The 15,796-nt window shown below is 63.0% G+C and carries 16 protein-coding genes, 1 pseudogene and 1 riboswitch; of the genes and pseudogenes, 3 read left to right on the top strand and 14 right to left on the bottom strand.

The annotated features are described in order from the left end of the window. Nucleotides 1-181: 181 nt before the first annotated feature. Nucleotides 182-2,077: a methyl-accepting chemotaxis protein gene (locus PKB_RS22060; RefSeq protein WP_043254523.1), complete on the top strand. Its 1,896-nt coding sequence runs from the start codon at nt 182-184 to the stop codon at nt 2,075-2,077. A 92-nt stretch (nt 2,078-2,169) separates the two neighbouring features. Here PKB_RS22060 and PKB_RS22065 read toward each other — a convergent pair whose 3' ends face one another. The 13 genes from PKB_RS22065 to PKB_RS22120 form a co-directional block, all read right to left on the bottom strand. Next, nucleotides 2,170-3,645: a helicase HerA-like domain-containing protein gene (locus PKB_RS22065; protein WP_043254525.1), complete on the bottom strand. Its 1,476-nt coding sequence runs from the start codon at nt 3,643-3,645 to the stop codon at nt 2,170-2,172. An 80-nt stretch (nt 3,646-3,725) separates the two neighbouring features. Then, nucleotides 3,726-4,934, bottom strand: a complete 1,209-nt coding sequence (gene pncB / locus PKB_RS22070) for a nicotinate phosphoribosyltransferase (protein WP_043254527.1) — start codon at nt 4,932-4,934, stop codon at nt 3,726-3,728. Nucleotides 4,935-5,023: 89 nt separating this feature from the next. Continuing rightward, nucleotides 5,024-5,254 (bottom strand): hypothetical protein, encoded by a 231-nt coding sequence (locus PKB_RS29330; RefSeq protein ID WP_084166701.1) that lies wholly within the window; start codon nt 5,252-5,254, stop codon nt 5,024-5,026. Continuing rightward, on the bottom strand, nt 5,251-5,955 hold the full coding sequence (locus tag PKB_RS22075) for a lipopolysaccharide kinase InaA family protein (RefSeq protein ID WP_043254528.1): 705 nt from the start codon (nt 5,953-5,955) through the stop codon (nt 5,251-5,253). The genes PKB_RS29330 and PKB_RS22075 overlap by 4 nt, the downstream gene beginning before the upstream one ends. Before the next feature lie 2 nt (nt 5,956-5,957). Next, entirely contained in the window at nt 5,958-6,629 is a 672-nt protein-coding gene (locus PKB_RS22080; RefSeq protein ID WP_043254530.1) for a class I SAM-dependent methyltransferase, read from the bottom strand. A gap of 81 nt (nt 6,630-6,710) precedes the next feature. Then, nucleotides 6,711-7,988: a sensor histidine kinase gene (locus tag PKB_RS22085; protein WP_043254532.1), complete on the bottom strand. Its 1,278-nt coding sequence runs from the start codon at nt 7,986-7,988 to the stop codon at nt 6,711-6,713. After that, nucleotides 7,978-8,661 carry a response regulator transcription factor gene (locus PKB_RS22090; protein WP_043254537.1) on the bottom strand — a complete coding sequence of 228 codons (684 nt, stop codon included), beginning with the start codon at nt 8,659-8,661 and terminating at the stop codon, nt 7,978-7,980. The genes PKB_RS22085 and PKB_RS22090 overlap by 11 nt, the downstream gene beginning before the upstream one ends. A 127-nt stretch (nt 8,662-8,788) precedes the next feature. Beyond that, entirely contained in the window at nt 8,789-9,112 is a 324-nt protein-coding gene (locus tag PKB_RS22095) for a DUF190 domain-containing protein (protein ID WP_043254540.1), read from the bottom strand. Between the two features lie 16 nt (nt 9,113-9,128). After that, entirely contained in the window at nt 9,129-9,512 is a 384-nt protein-coding gene (crcB, locus tag PKB_RS22100) for a fluoride efflux transporter CrcB (protein WP_043254542.1), read from the bottom strand. A 63-nt stretch (nt 9,513-9,575) separates the two neighbouring features. After that, nucleotides 9,576-9,638, bottom strand: a riboswitch (Fluoride riboswitch). A 96-nt stretch (nt 9,639-9,734) separates the two neighbouring features. Continuing rightward, nucleotides 9,735-11,375: a chaperonin GroEL gene (gene groL / locus PKB_RS22105; RefSeq protein ID WP_043254544.1), complete on the bottom strand. Its 1,641-nt coding sequence runs from the start codon at nt 11,373-11,375 to the stop codon at nt 9,735-9,737. A 51-nt stretch (nt 11,376-11,426) separates the two neighbouring features. Then, a complete protein-coding gene (locus PKB_RS22110) occupies nt 11,427-11,720 on the bottom strand; it encodes a co-chaperone GroES (protein WP_043254546.1) in 294 nt (97 codons plus the stop codon). 193 nt (nt 11,721-11,913) lie between these two features. Then, nucleotides 11,914-12,381, bottom strand: a complete 468-nt coding sequence (locus PKB_RS22115) for an FxsA family protein (protein WP_043254548.1) — start codon at nt 12,379-12,381, stop codon at nt 11,914-11,916. Nucleotides 12,382-12,447: 66 nt separating this feature from the next. Continuing rightward, nucleotides 12,448-13,185 (bottom strand): HugZ family pyridoxamine 5'-phosphate oxidase, encoded by a 738-nt coding sequence (locus tag PKB_RS22120; protein WP_043254549.1) that lies wholly within the window; start codon nt 13,183-13,185, stop codon nt 12,448-12,450. Nucleotides 13,186-13,289: 104 nt separating this feature from the next. Between PKB_RS22120 and PKB_RS22125 the strand changes: the two genes are divergently transcribed. Both PKB_RS22125 and PKB_RS22130 read left to right on the top strand, forming a co-directional pair. Beyond that, nucleotides 13,290-14,048 carry an SDR family oxidoreductase gene (locus PKB_RS22125; RefSeq protein ID WP_043254551.1) on the top strand — a complete coding sequence of 253 codons (759 nt, stop codon included), beginning with the start codon at nt 13,290-13,292 and terminating at the stop codon, nt 14,046-14,048. Between the two features lie 255 nt (nt 14,049-14,303). Further along, nucleotides 14,304-14,531 (top strand): annotated as a pseudogene (locus PKB_RS22130) (transposase); the annotation flags it as partial. Nucleotides 14,532-14,642: 111 nt separating this feature from the next. On the opposite strand, the gene PKB_RS22135 reads toward PKB_RS22130, so the two are convergent. Further along, on the bottom strand, nt 14,643-15,647 hold the full coding sequence (locus PKB_RS22135) for a DUF481 domain-containing protein (RefSeq protein ID WP_043257653.1): 1,005 nt from the start codon (nt 15,645-15,647) through the stop codon (nt 14,643-14,645). Nucleotides 15,648-15,796 lie beyond the last annotated feature (149 nt).

A 15,796-nucleotide genomic window follows, 5' to 3' on the forward strand; every position in this document is an offset into this window, starting at 1 on the left:
TAGCAGCGCAACTTTCACCAAGTATTTCCCTGCTTTTTCCTGATAACGCAGACCACCCGCGCGGTGGCCTGCGTTGTCGCGCCAGCTTTTTCACGCCATTAAATCGCCATCTGCGCTAAAGCCCGCGCCAGAGCGGCCGATACATCCTGCCCACTCGTTCCATCTGCAGGATGCTTTGCCCATGCTTCGCTCGCTGTCCTTCGCCAAGAAGATCCTTCTGGCGGCCTCCCTCGTGGTCATCTTCGCCTTCGCCTGCTTCATCCTCTTCAACGACTTCCGCCAGCGCGAGGCGATCCACGCCGATACCGAATCGACCCTGAACCAGCTCGGCGCCCTCACCGCCAGCAACATCCAGAGCTGGCTGGAAGGCCGCATCCACCTGGTGGAAATGGAAACCGCGCTGCTCGCGGCAAGCGATGGCAGCGCCGAACAGATCCACCGCGTGCTGGCGCAGGACGTGTTCCAGAAGAACTTCGACGACATGTTCATCGGCGAGGCCGCCACCGGCGTCTTCCGGACCATCCCCGACGAGACCATGCCGCCCGGCTACGATCCGCGCCAGCGCGGCTGGTACAAGGACGCCGTGGCCGCCGGCCAGCTGATCGTCACCGAGCCCTTCCTCGACGCCGGCACCAAGCAGCCGATCCTCGCCATGTCCAAGCCGATCATGCGCAATGGCCAACTGTTCGGCGTGGCCGCCGGCGACATGAAGCTGGGGTCCATCACCGCGATCATCAACTCGCTGAAGTTCGAGGGTCATGGCTATGCCTTCCTGGTCAGCGACGCCGGCAAGATCCTCCTGCACCCGGACAGCGCCCAGGTGTTCAAGAACCTCGCCGAGGTCTACCCGCAGGGAGCGCCCCAGGTTCGCGCCGGCATGCAGGAAGTCGAGTTCAACGGCAAGACCCAGCTGGTCTCCATGACCCGCGTCGAGGGCCTGCCGGGCGTCAACTGGTACGTCGCCCTGGTGCTCGACAAGAACGCCGCCTACGCCATGCTCAGCGACTTCCGCACCTCGGCGATGATCGCCACGGTGATCGCCATCGTCGCCATCATCTTCCTGCTCGGCATGCTGATCCGCGTGCTGATGCAACCGCTGACCGCCATGGGCCGCGCCATGCAGGACATCGCCCAGGGCGAAGGCGACCTGACAAAGCGCCTGAGCGTCGCCAGCAATGACGAGTTCGGCACCCTGGCCAACGCCTTCAACCGCTTTGTCGAGCGCATCCACGAATCCATCCGCGAAGTGGCCAGCACCGCCCGCCAGCTGCATGACGTCTCGCAGTTGGTGGTCAACGCCTCCAACTCCTCCATGGCCAACTCTGACGAGCAGGCGACCCGCACCAACAGCGTCGCCGCCGCGATCAACGAACTGGGCGCCGCCGCCCAGGAGATCGCGCGCAACGCCGCCGATGCCTCGCACCACGCCAGCGACGCCAGCAACCAGGCCGGCGACGGTCGCCAGGTGGTCGAGCAGAGCATCAGCGCGATGAACCTGCTGTCCGAGAAGATCAGCTACGCCAGCGCCCACATCGAAACGCTGAACAGCCGCACGGTGAACATCGGGCAGATCCTCGAAGTCATCAAAGGCATCTCCGAACAGACCAATCTGCTGGCCCTCAACGCCGCCATCGAGGCCGCCCGTGCCGGCGAAGCAGGCCGCGGCTTCGCCGTGGTGGCCGACGAGGTCCGCAACCTGGCGCACCGCGCTCAGGAATCGGCCCAGCAGATCCAGGGCATGATCGAGGAACTGCAGGTCGGCGCCAGCGAGGCGGTGACCACCATGACCGAGAGCCAGCGCTACAGCCAGGAAAGCGTGGAAATCGCCAACCGCGCCGGCCAGCGTCTGGCCAGTGTCACCGGCCGGATCAGCGAGATCGATGCGATGAACCAGTCGGTAGCCACCGCCACCGAAGAGCAGACCGCCGTGGTCGACTCGCTGAACATGGACATCACCGAGATCAACACCCTCAACCAGGAAGGCGTGGAGAACCTCCAGGCCACCCTGCGCGCCTGTGCCGACCTGGAAAACCAGGCCGGCCGCTTGCGCCATCTGGTGGACAGCTTCCGCATCTGATCCGTCGCGTAAACGAAAAAGGCGCCCTAGGGCGCCTTTTTCGTTCGCGAGCAAGCTCGCTCGTAGGAGCGAGCTTGCTCGCGAACCACCGTCTACCGCCGCTTCCCGCCCAGCAACGACCCCATCAGGCCGCGCACCAGTTCGCGGCCGATCTGATTGGCCGCCTGCCGCACCACCGTCTTCATCGCCTGGCTGGCCAGGCTGCCAAGCAGTTCGCCGGCCATGTTGCCCAGGTTGCTGCCGGAATCGGCCGGGGCCTGACTCGGCGCCATCTTGTCGTCGGTGCGCCCGGTCAGGCGCTCGTAGGCCGACTCGCGGTCGATCGGCTTGTCGTAGCGCCCGGCCAGCGGCGAGGAACGGATCAACGCGGCACGCTCGGCCTCGCTGAGCGGCCCGATGCGCGACTGCGGCGGAGCGATCGCCACGCGCTGAACCATCGACGGCGTGCCCTTCTCTTCCAGGGTGCCGACCAGGGCCTCGCCGATGCCCAGCTCGGTGAGCACCTGCAGCGTGTCGAACGCCGGGTTCGGCCGGAAGCCGTCGGCCACCGCGCGCAGCGATTTCTGCTCCTTCGCGGTGAATGCCCGCAGACCGTGCTGGATGCGCAGGCCGAGCTGGGCCAGCACGTCGTCCGGCAGGTCGCCCGGCGACTGTGTGACGAAGTACACGCCCACGCCCTTGGAGCGGATCAGCCGCACCACCTGCTCCAGGCGGTCGTGCAACGCCTTGGGCGTACCGTTGAACAGCAGGTGCGCCTCGTCGAAGAACAGCGCCAGCACCGGCTTGTCGGCGTCGCCGCGCTCGGGCAACTGCTCGAACAACTCGGAAAGCAGCCACAGCAGGAAGGTCGCGTAGACCTTGGGCGCCTCGTGCACCAGCTTGCTGGCGTCGAGCAGATGGATACGCCCGCGGCCGTCCGGCTCCAGGCGCAGGATGTCCTCCAGTTGCAGCGCCGGCTCGCCGAAGAAGGCCTCGGCGCCTTGCTGCTCCAGGGTGGCCAGGCGGCGTAACAGGGCCTGCGATGAGGCGCCAGTGAAGAGCGCCTGATCCTCGCCAAGCACCTCAGGATGGTCCTTTAGGTAGCCCAGCAGCGCCTTGAGGTCCTTCAGGTCGAGCAGCAACAACCCCTGCTGGTCGGCCACCTTGAACGCGGCGAAAAGCGCGGCCTGCTGGCTGTCGGTCAGCTCCAGCAAGTTGCCCAGCAACAGCGGACCCATCTCGCTGAGGGTGGTGCGCAGTGGATGGCCAGTCTGCCCGGCGACATCCCAGAGGCTGACCGGATAGGCCTTGGCCTGGTAGTTCAGCCACGGCATGCCGGCGATGCGCTCGGCCACCTTGCCCTGCGGATTGCCCGCAGCGCCAATGCCGCAAAGGTCACCCTTGATGTCGGCGGCGAACACCGCGACACCGGCATCGCTGAAGCTCTCGGCGAGGTGCTGGAGGGTGACAGTCTTGCCGGTGCCCGTCGCACCGGCAACCAGGCCGTGGCGGTTAGCCAGTTTCCACGGCTGGGTGATGGGCTGGCCGTCGGTGCCGGCACCGATGATGAGTTCGTTGCTTGCTGACATCCTTGCTCCCCTGATCGAAGGTCAAGTCACCCAGCAAGACTGGCGCGTCGCGGCCAAGTGCGCAACGCGAAACGGCAGATTCAGGCCTGCGCCTCATCGACGCGGAACACATGCTTGAGGTAGCGCCCGAAATTCTCGTCGCTGCACTGCATCTTGCCCGGCGTATCGGAGATCTTCGCCACCGGCTGGCCGTTGCAGGCGGTCATCTTCAGCACGATGTTCATCGGCTCGACGCCAGGAATATCGCAGGTGAAATGCGTGCCTATGCCGAAGCTGACGTCGATGCGCCCGCGCAGCGCTCGGTAGATTTCCAGCGCGCGAGGCAAATCCAGGCCGTCGGAGAACACCAGGGTCTTGCTGCGCGGATCGACGCCGAGCTTCTCGTAATGGGTGATCGCCTTCTCCGCCCAGACCAGCGGATCGCCGGAGTCGTGGCGCAGGCCGTCGAAGAGCTTGGCGAAGTAGAGATCGAAGTCGCGCAGAAAGGCATCCATGGTGATGCAATCGGTCAGGGCGATGCCCAACTGGCCGCGGTATTCGCGCACCCAGCAGTCCAGCGCTGCGCTCTGGCTGTCGATCAGCCGCGGACCGAGCTGCTGGTGCGCCATCAGCCATTCGTGGGCCATGGTGCCCAGCGGCTTGAGGTCAAGCTTGCGCGCCAGATGGACGTTGCTGGTGCCGACGAAGTGCCCGGGGAAGCCATGTTTGAGCTCGTCCACCACGCACTCATGCACTGCATAGGAGAAACGCCGGCGCGTGCCGAAGTCGGCCATCTTGAAGCCGGCCAGCTCCTCCACCGAGGCTTCCTTGCGCAGCCAGGCGAATTTTTCTTTAACGCGCTCGCGGACGGCCCTCAAAGTGATCGACGGATAGCGTTGGCGGTTTCGCGCTTCGCTGATGCTCGCCAGCACCGGCACCTCGAAGAGGATCACGTGCAGCCACGGGCCTTTGAGACGCAGGAAGAACTCGCCGTTCTCGATGCCGCTTTCCACGTAGCGCATGTTGAAGCGGAACAGGCCGAGGAAGCGGATGAAGTCCGCCTTGAAGAACGGAATGCGCTCGAGGAAGCCCAGCTCCTCGCGGCTGAGGCTCAGCCCGGCCAGTGCTTCGACGCGCTCGCGAATGGCCGCAAGGTACGGGCGCAGGTCTTCGCCATTACGGCAGCGGAACTCCCACTCCACTTCCGCGTTGGGGTAGTTGTGCAGCACCGCCTGCATCATGCTCAGCTTGTAGAAATCGGTGTCCAGCAGGTTCTGTACGCCAAGCGGGGAAAATGCGCTGTCGCCCATGCTCGCCTCTCATGCCCTAGTTGCAGGCAGTCTAAGGGATCAACGACAAAAAACCCCGCCGAAGCGGGGTTTTCATTGCAGCATCCTGCTCAGCGCGGAGCGCTAGCGCCGCCCTGGGAGAGTCCGAAGAGGAACAGCAGCAAATCATGATCAGGACTCGCCGCCTGCTTGGCTCGCACATTCGGTGGAACGTGGCAGAGCGATTGTTGGCCGACGGTATCGATCACTTCGGGCCCAGGTTCGTGCCAGGCAGCCGCGGCCAAGGTCGCGACCCCCAGGGCACCGACGAGAAGCAAACTTCGCGTGATTTCTAGTTTCATGTCTGCAAGCCTTTGATGGCGCTGCCAAACGCCGCTTCGTAACCATAGACAAAGGCCTGCCATTGCGCGTCGGTCCACGACGAACGGCGCTTAACCTGACGCAAGTCATGGCGGGCGGCCCGCTTGGCGCTGAAACGCTGGCGAGCCTTTTCCAGGTCGATCAGGGCGATATCGATGCGCTCGCCATCGACCTTGACGAAAACGTGCTTGAGGTAAAGGCAACCATGCTGCCAACGGCCTGCATTGAGCTTGGCCAGGGTCGCGCCGTACTGCTGCAGGATGCGCTGGTGCAGCGTCTCGCCCCAGCGCTCGCGGTCGCCGTTGGCATAGCAGTCTTCCAGGCTGCTGTAGCCATCCAGGGACTCGGTGACCAGCAGGGCCTGCCACTCGCCATTGACCTTGCGGCAGCCGGCATAGATCAGAGTCGGTACCTTCACGCCCAGCGCAGCTGCGGCTTTCAGTGCATCGCGCTCACGAATGGCGGTGGGATAACCGAAGGGATGCAGCAAATCGCGGTAAATATGACCGACTTGCTGCTTGCGGTAGAGCAGGCGGCCGTCATCGGTGAGAACCCGCTGCACGCCGCTTTCGCCACCACGCCGCCGATTGGGTTCCTCTACCCATTTGCCGGGAATCTGCAACCAACGCTCGATAGCGTTTTCGCCGGAAATTCGCTGCAGAGTTGCCAAATCAGCGCCCATCATTACTCCTTACGCAATATGTAGACCCGCCACATGTGGACCAGCGGGACGAAATCGATATGGTTCTGCACCACGAATCCGGCTTGGCGGAACTCCTCCTCGATGGTACGAGCGGGGATCACGAAACGGTTCTGGTACTCGTGCTTCTTGCGCGAAGCCTCGGCACGCCGGCGTTTCCAGGCCTTGAAGTTGCCGTCGACCCACAGCGACAGGATCACGCTGTCGCGGGTCACCCGATGGAACTCGCGCAGCATCGTCATGCGATCGCTTGGCTCACCGATGTGGTGCATAAGCCGCATGGAGAAGATGCTATCGACGGCGTTGTCCGGCAGATCGATGGCGAATGCCGAAGTCTGCAAAGGTCTGACCCGTTTGACAACCTCGGCCGGCTGGCCGGCGCAGGCTACCGCGATCATGTCCGCCGAGTTGTCGGCGCCGATGATCACGCGATTGTCCTTCTCCGCCAGCATTGGCCAGAAGCGCCCGGCGCCGCACGGCAGGTCCAGCACCAGATTCGGCTGGCCGGCTAGTTTGAGCGCCTGACGGGCGATCTGGACATCGCGCCAGTGGGAAAGTTTGCGGGACAGGCCGCTGCGGTGCTTACGCAGGTAGCGCTCGGCGTGCGCACGGTCGTACTTCTGGGAAAACTCGAGGTCGACGGGCTTGTCGCTCATGGTTGGATACCTGTTCATTTTTTATACGAAAAACTAAGGCGAACCCTGTAATACAGTGGTCAAGCACCGGTGAAGAAAACGTCATTCCCTCTTCAGTAGCCGCACTTCGAAGCGGCAACCATGCGGCTTCGCCGGCTGCAGGCCGACCTCCCAACCTTCCGAGGCGCAAATCCGCTTCACCAGCGAAAGCCCCAGTCCCAGGCCTTCTCCGCGCTGCGAGCTGCCTCGCACGAAGGGTTGGAAGACGCGCTCGCGCTGCTCTTCCGGAATCCCCTCGCCGCTGTCCTCGACCACGAAACCGGACTCGGACAATTGCAAGCGAATGTGTCCGGCATCCGTGTAGTGCATGGCATTGCGCAGCAAGTTGCTCATCACCGAGCGCAGGAAGGCCGCATTGAACTGCCCTTGCGGCGCGCCGCCAGGCTCGTAGATCAGCTCCAGTCCTTTCTCCTCGATCGGCTCGCGCCATTGCGCCGCCAGGTCATCGGCGATGCTTCGCACCCCCGCCTGCGGCGCGATGGCCAGGCTCTTGGCTCGCGAACGCGCCAGCATCAGGAAGGTTTGCACCAGGTCGCGCATCTCCTCGCTGGCCGAGCTGATCCTGGCCAACTGGGTTCGCGCGCGCGGCCCGAGCCCAGGGTCCTCGGCCAGCAGTTCACAACTGGTAGCGATGACCATCAGGGGCGTACGCAGCTCGTGGCTGACGTCGCTGGTGAACAACTTCTCCCGGTTCAATACGTCATGCAGCTGGCCCATCGCATAGTCGAAGGCCGCCGCCAGTTCTCCCACTTCGTCGTTGGCGTAGTCCGGCGCCAGCGGCGGAGCCAGCTCCAGCAACTGATCGCGATGGCGAACCTGGCGTGCCAGGCGCGCCACCGGCTCCATGACCTTGCGCGACAACAGCCAGCCGAGCAGGCCGGCGAGCGCCAGGCTGAGCACGTAGCCGGTCACAACCGCCGCGTACAGTACCTGCTCACGCGCCTCGAAATCGCTCTGATCTTGCAGCAGGACGTAGCGTCGCCCGTCGCTGTCGTGAACTAGGGCATGGAACGACAGCTCGCCGTCGAAGACCTCGTGGAACCCGTCGTCCAGGTTCTGCAGCGCCGGCGGCATCGCGTAGACACCAACTCCGTCGCTGATAAAGAAGCGCATGCCGGGGTCCAGGCGCGGCCCCTGTCCGTTGCGCAGGTCTTCATTGATGATGCGATCCAACTCGCCACCCAGATCGCGGGAGATGAGGCGCTCCTCGACCACGTGCACCACGCCGACGATGCTCACCGAAAACAGCCCGCCGACGAGGGCGGTCATGAAAACGAAAGCAAAGACAATCCGACGGGAAAGGCTCTGCTTATACTCCATTCGTTTCCTCCGCCAGGCGATAGCCAACACCGTGAACGGTGTGCAGCAACGGCATGGCGAATGGCTTGTCGATCACCTGGCGCAACTGGTGGACATGGCTGCGCAGGCTGTCGCTGTCCGGACAATCGTCGCCCCAAACGGCTTCTTCCAGCACGTCGCGACGCACCACGTGGGGACTTTTCTGCATTAGCACCGCCAGCAGCTTGAGGCCAATGGGATTGAGCTTCAGCGCCTTGCCCGAGCGGTTCACTTCCAGGGTGTCCAGGTTGTAGCTCAGGTCGGCGACTTGCAGTTCGCGGCGACCACCGCCTTGGGTGCGTCGCAGCACGGCCTCGATGCGCGCGGCAAGTTCGGACAGCGCGAAGGGCTTGAGCAGATAATCATCAGCACCGGAACGGAAGCCCTGCAGGCGATCGTCGAGCTGGTCGCGCGCCGTCAGCATGATCACTGGAGTATCGCGGCGCGCGTCTTCGCGCAGGCGCCGGCACAAGGTGAATCCGTCTAGACCGGGCAGCATCACGTCCAGAACGATCAGGTCGTAGTGCGCGGTCGCTGCCAGGTGCAGCCCGGACAATCCGTCCTGGGCGCAGTCCACCGTGTAACCCTTGAGTCCCAGGTAATCCGCCATATTGGCCAGGATGTCCCGATTGTCTTCAACCAACAAAATCCGCATGTTCCTCTCCTTGCCGGGCAGACTAGCCTAGCTCGCTTAACCGGAACTTAAGCGTCTTTCACATTTTTTTCACGTTTGTTTAGGAGGTTGGACACGCTCGGCACCTGGTATCGGGCGACGCGGCGCTCTAGCCCGGGTCTTCCCCAATCATTCCGAACTCGATTGGCGTCTTGACATAAAAGAGACGGACACGCGCGTTGCGCAGGCAGGTGAAGAAGCGCTCAGCCTCTTCCGCGGTGACGACCATGGTCACCTCCTGCGGCTGATCGGCCAGTTCGAAGAAACGGGAGGCATGGATGCGCCCACTGTGGCCGAATCCTTCGCTGGCGGCGAGCAAGGTCGCGCCGCGTATCTTCTGCCGACGCGCCTCTTCGAGCAGCCACTGAGCGAGCGGCAGGCCGTTATGACGATGGTCCTGCTGGGTGAAGAAAGTCAGCTGAAAGCCGTCCATCGCACCCTCCTCGGCTTTATCTCCCCATCAGCCAGTTCATCGAAGCCAGGCCCAGCAGAGTCATCAGCAGGGATCCGGTGATGTGCACGGCGATCGCCCCCATCGCCCACACCAGGCGACCTTCCTGCAGCAGGGTGACCACTTCGACGGAGAAGGTGGAGAAAGTGGTCAGGCCACCGCAGAAGCCGGTGATGATCAGCATTCTCCATTCTGGTGCCAATCCCGGTACTGCGGCGAAGTAGGCGACAGCCGCACCGATGATGTAGCCGCCAACCAGGTTGGCAGTCAGGGTGCCGGGCGGAATCGAGGGAAGAAGGCTATTCAGCTTGAGGCCCAGGAACCAGCGCAGCAGTGCGCCGAGTGCCGAGCCTATGGCGATGGCGAGAATGGGTTTCCACATGATCCTGTCCTTCCGAAGGGCTTTGGACAGGCCGCAGGCAAACGCCTACGCGCCTTTCCAGGTGAATGCGTAGGCATCATCAGCCCCAGGGGCGGTTAAAGGAGGAATGCCATCTCCTGAATCGCGGATCTTGGCATAAAGCCCCAAGCCGCAGAACCCCGGAGTCCATAAAGAAAAAGCCCCGCCGAAGCGGGGCTATTTCACAGCCAGGGACTGGGTGGCTTACATCATGCCGCCCATGCCGCCCATGCCGCCCATGTCCGGCATGGCCGGAGCGGCCTTGTCGTCAGCCACTTCGGCAACCATGGCCTCGGTGGTGATCATCAGGCCGCCGATGGAAGCAGCAGCTTGCAGAGCCGAACGGGTGACCTTGGCCGGGTCCAGGATGCCCATCTCGATCATGTCGCCGTAGACACCGGTAGCGGCGTTGAAGCCGAAGTTGCCGGAGCCTTGCTTGACCTTGTCGACCACTACGCTCGGCTCGTCGCCGGCGTTGGCGACGATCTGGCGCAGCGGAGCTTCGACAGCGCGACGCAGCAGAGCGATACCGACGTTCTGGTCTTCGTTGTCGCCTTTCAGATCAGCGATGGCCTGCAGAGCGCGCACCAGGGCAACGCCACCGCCAGGAACCACGCCCTCTTCCACCGCAGCGCGGGTAGCGTGCAGGGCGTCTTCGACGCGGGCTTTCTTCTCTTTCATCTCGACTTCGGTGGCAGCGCCGACCTTGATCACCGCAACACCGCCAGCCAGCTTGGCCAGACGCTCTTGCAGCTTCTCACGGTCGTAGTCCGAAGAGGTCTCTTCGACCTGCTTGCGGATCTGGGCAACGCGGGCTTCGATGTCAGCCTGGGCGCCAGCGCCGTCGATGATGGTGGTGTTTTCCTTGTTGATGGAAACACGCTTGGCGTTGCCCAGGTGCTCCAGGGTGGCGCTTTCCAGGCTCAGGCCGACTTCTTCGGAGATGACGGTGCCGCCGGTCAGGATGGCGATGTCCTGCAGCATGGCCTTGCGGCGGTCGCCGAAACCCGGCGCCTTGACGGCAGCAACTTTGACGATGCCGCGCATGTTGTTGACCACGAGGGTAGCCAGGGCTTCGCCTTCGACGTCCTCAGCAACGATCAGCAGCGGGCGACCGGCCTTGGCGACAGCTTCCAGCACCGGCAGCATTTCGCGGATGTTGGAGATTTTCTTGTCGACCAGCAGCAGCAGCGGGCCTTCCAGCTCGGCAACCATGGTGTCCGGCTTGTTGATGAAGTAAGGCGACAGGTAGCCACGGTCGAACTGCATGCCTTCTACGACGGACAGTTCGTTTTCCAGGCCCGAGCCTTCTTCAACGGTGATCACGCCTTCTTTACCGACCTTGTCCATGGCTTCGGCAATGATGTTGCCGATGGAGTCGTCGGAGTTGGCGGAGATGGTGCCGACCTGGGCGATCGCCTTGGTGTCGGTGCACGGCTTGGCCAGATCCTTCAGCTGGGCAACGATGGCCACGGTGGCCTTGTCGATGCCGCGCTTCAGGTCCATCGGGTTCATGCCGGCGGCAACGGCCTTCAGGCCTTCGTTGACGATGGCTTGAGCCAGAACGGTAGCGGTGGTGGTGCCGTCACCGGCAGCGTCGTTGGCCTTGGAGGCAACGTCTTTCACCAGCTGGGCGCCCATGTTCTCGAACTTGTCTTTCAGTTCGATTTCCTTGGCAACGGATACGCCATCCTTGGTGATGGTCGGAGCGCCGAAGGACTTGTCCAGTACCACGTTACGGCCTTTCGGGCCGAGGGTGGCTTTAACAGCGTCGGCCAGGACGTTTACGCCGACCAGCATTTTCTTGCGAGCGGAATCGCCGAACTTAACTTCTTTGGCAGCCATGTTCTCTTTCCTCAAAATCGAATTCAGTGGGGGGGGGATTGGACGGACTGATCAGTCTTCCAGGACAGCGAGGATCTCGGACTCGCCCATCACCAGCAGTTCTTCGCCGTCGACCTTGATGGCGTTGCTGCCCGAGTAGGGGCCGAACACCACTTTGTCACCCACTTTCACTGCCAGAGCGCGAACTTCGCCGTTGTCCAGCACGCGGCCACCACCGACGGCGACCACTTCGCCACGGTTCGGCTTCTCGGCGGCGGAACCCGGCAGCACGATGCCGCCTGCGGTCTTGGTTTCTTCCTCGCTGCGACGGATGACGACGCGGTCATGCAGAGGACGAAGCTTCATAGTCGTAACTCTCCCAAACAGTGGTTTCTAACTGCCGGTGCTGTGCCCGGCGAATTTTATTGAGGCCGGCTTGGCCGGTTTGCGGCCCGCCTGGCGAGTCGCGAGAGACAGCCTGTCTGAACGACAGGGACCTTGCGGTGCCTGCTACATAAGGTCGGTGCAGGGCATTTCAAGGCCGTCGCGAAAAAAATTTTCAGCGCAGGCGATCGTTGTCGCGGCGCTCGAACTCGCCCTCGATGACATTCGGACCTTGCGGACCGCGCGCCTGGGCGTTGGGGTCGCCGGCGAATGCACGGCGGCGCTCTTCCTGTTCACGCATGCGTTTCTTCACCCCACCCAGCAGCAGGCGGCGGGTAATCGGCAGCAGGCAGAGCAGGCCGATGACGTCGCTGATGAAGCCCGGCAGCATCAGCAGGCCGCCACCGACAGCGATCAGCAACCCTTCGAGCATTTCCTGCTCGGGCAGCTCGCCGCGGGCCAGGCGCTCGCGGGCGCGCCAGATGGTCGCAAGCCCCGCCACGCGCATCACGGCTGCGCCGAGGAAGGCGCTCGCGATCAGCAGAAGCAGGGTCAGGCCGACACCGATGATGCTGCCCACCTTGATCAGTACAGCCAGTTCGATCAGCGGGAAAAGCAGCAGGAAGAACAGGGAAACTCGCATTATCTGGGTCCTTGGCGGGGCAGCAGCCCGGGTACCGTCCGTAGTTGGCGCCGCCGCCCGCCTATTTCAAGCCTGGATGACCTCGCTACCCGGCCAGGCCTCGGCTCGCGCCAACTGCACCAGCGCCTGGCGAACCGCGCCAGGATCCAGGCAGGGCGCGGGGAAAGGCAGCCAGTGTAGGGTCGCTCCGACGCGCAAGTGGAAACCTTCTGAATCAATTCCCGCCATTTCCGGTTCTTCGCCCGCAGGCAGCCCGGCCAGCGCCAGGTAGTGATGGATGGCATCGGCGTGATCGCGATTCATATGCTCGATCATCCCACCCTCCTGCGCCCCGGCGAAGACGTTGGGCTGCGGCACGCTGTCCGCCGCCAGCCAGTGGATATCGCCAAATCCGCCGATGTAGCGCCACTGCACCGGCTGCAGGACCCAGAAATCGAAGTCGTGGGCCTTGTGATAGTCCCGCGAGGTGGGGAAATAGCGGTAGTAGCGAACGGCAGCGGCCTCGATTTCCTCGATATCGGTCAGTTGCCGCGCCTCGGCCAGCAAGGTCAGTCGACCGGCAGCCTGGATGTCATCTGCATTGCGCTCGCCGATCAGCAGCGAGCATTTGTCGTCCGCCTGCAAGTTGTGCGTGTGCTGGGCAATACGGCTGATCAGGATCAGCGGCCGCCCCAGGGCATCGAGGCAGTATGGAACCACGGAGCCGAAGGGGAAGCCCGGCCATTTCTTCGACTGGGTGGAGAGCACCCCGCGGTATTCCTTGAGCAGCATTTCTCGGGCATGCTTGGCAGCTTTCGCGCTCACCTTATGACTCCTCGCTAAGAATCCGTCGCAAACGGACGGGCACTGAAAATTCGTTCACCGTTGCCGGCGAGGCCATTCACCGATATTGCCGTGGGGTTTGAACCATGCAACTGCAAGACAAGGTCATCATCATCACCGGCGGCGGCCAGGGCCTGGGCCGCGCCATGGGCGAGTTCCTCGCAGCCAAGGGAGCGAAACTGGCGCTGGTCGACCTCAACGCGGAGAAGCTGGACGAGGCGGTCACTGCCTGCAAGGCCGCCGGCGGCGACGCCCGCGCCTACCTGTGCAACGTGGCAAATGAAGAACAGGTTACCCACATGGTGGCTCAGGTCGCCAGCGACTTCGGCGCCATCAACGGCCTGGTCAACAACGCCGGCATCCTGCGCGACGGCCTGACCATCAAGGTCAAGGACGGCGAACTGAGCAAGATGAGCCTGGCCCAGTGGCAGGCGGTAATCGACGTCAACCTGACCGGCGTATTCCTCTGCACCCGCGAAGTAGCGGCGAAGATGATCGAGCTGAACAACCAGGGCGCGATCGTCAACATCTCCTCGATCTCCCGCGCTGGCAACATGGGCCAGGCCAACTACTCCGCGGCCAAGGCCGGCGTCGCTGCCGACACCGTGGTCTGGGCGAAGGAACTGGCACGCTACGGCATCCGCGTGGCCGGCGTGGCTCCGGGCTTCATCGAGACCGACATGGTCGCCAGCATGAAACCCGAAGCGCTGGAGAAGATGACCAGCGGAATTCCGCTCAAGCGCCTGGGTCGTCCGGACGAGATCGCCCACTCGGTGGCCTACATCCTCGAGAACGACTACTACACCGGTCGCGTGCTCGAGCTGGACGGCGGCCTGCGCCTCTAACTCCCTCGCTTCCATGAAAAAGCCCCGCCTTGCAGACTGTGTGAAAACCTAGCGGTCTGAGTGCAAGCCAAAGACAATGCCCGTATTGATCGATACGGGCATTGTCGTTCATGGGCTCTATCCGCGGTGAAGGGCGTGATCAGGGCAGCTTGTTTCCAGAGTCACTGGATGAGTTGGTCCCTGAAGAACATCTGGTCCGCGTGATCGAGGCCTATGTGGCACGACTGGATCTGCAGCGACTTGGCTTCAGCAAGGCGCAGGCAGCAACGCCTGAAGGCCCGGCCGGAGATGATGGCCAAGCGCCAGGCGATCGTCGAACACCCCTTCGGTAACCTGAAACAGTGGGTATTCGGCAACGGCCGCTTCCTGCTTCGACAGTTAGCGGGCGCCAGTACGGAAATGGCCCTGGCAGTACAGGCCTACAACCTCAAACGCGCGATTCAGGTGCTCGGCGCGCGTCGCCTGATCGAGTTGATGGGCTGATCCCTCCGAAAAACAAACGCCCCGAACCAGTCGGGGCGTTTGTTTTGCCTTGCTCACAGCGTGTTTCACACGGCCTGCAGTGCGGGGCTTTTTCTTTTCTTTCAGCGTGAATTACCAGCCCACACCCAGGCCAAGGGTATAGCGGCGCTGATTCACCCCGCCGTCCTCGGCGCTCAGACGATCCCACTCACCCTTCAGACTCAAGGAGGCCCAGGAAGTCAGCTTGTAGCGAATGCCCGCCTCGCTCTCCACTTCGTACTCGACCTTCGAGGTCAGCGGCTTGCTCACCTCACCGTTGGTGAACAGCTCGAACTGCTTGGCCAGCAAGTAGCGGTTGTAGTCCCACTTCACACTCGTCGAATAGAAGTGGTCCTTCTCGTCGTCGCTGAATTCGTAGTCGTTGCGGTTGACCAGTCCGGCCAAAGAGAAGGAGCCCAGTTCGTTGTCCCAGAACTGGTAGCCGGGGCCAGTACCCACGGTGCGCTTCTTCTCCAGGTCCTCGACCCAATCGCGCTTGTACTGCGCCTGACCCTGCCAGAACCAATGCTCATCGAGGAAACGGTCCAGCGCGTACTCGGCCGAGTAGTTGTCGACGCTCACCGAGTCGTCCTTCTTCTCGCGGTTGTATTCGCCCTGCAGGTTATGCCGCCACATGCCGTGGCGAGCGTTGGTCTTGAAGTTGATGTCGTAGTCCTCGACATCGTTCTCCGCCATGGTGTGATCGACGGAGAAGTCCACCTGGCCCTTCCAGACCCAGTCCTCCAGCAACGGCCGCGGCGGCACCATCTGCTCGATGCTGGCGATCGGCACCGTCTGCTCGCTGCCGTTGACCAGCGTGACCTTGCCCGAGTCCGCTGCCTCGAGGCCCTTGGAGTGTTCGCCGGTGGCGTCCTGGTCATGCTTGACCAGCAGGTTGCGATCGGTCTGCAGCGTGGCGATCTTGTCGCCGGTGAGCGTGACCTCCCCGGCATAGTCGGTCGCCAGCACCAGGCGTCCGCCGTCATACAGCTTGATCTTGCCGGTGAGGCGGTCTCCGTTCTTCAACCAGACCGTATCGGCCAGGACGGTGAGCGGGGTTGAGGCAACAGCGAGGCATAGCAGTAATCGCGACAACATGAGCAGCATTCAACTTGCGGGAGTGAGAAAAAAGCCGGGCATTATCCAGGGACCCAGCCCCGTCGCAAACACTGACCGGGCACTCATGCGCTGAGTTCAACTGCATTGACAAAGGGCGTTCTCCCGGGCGTTACCCGCACAGCGGCGTC

The sequence above is a fragment of the Pseudomonas knackmussii B13 genome (assembly GCF_000689415.1).
Lineage (GTDB): Bacteria > Pseudomonadota > Gammaproteobacteria > Pseudomonadales > Pseudomonadaceae > Pseudomonas > Pseudomonas knackmussii.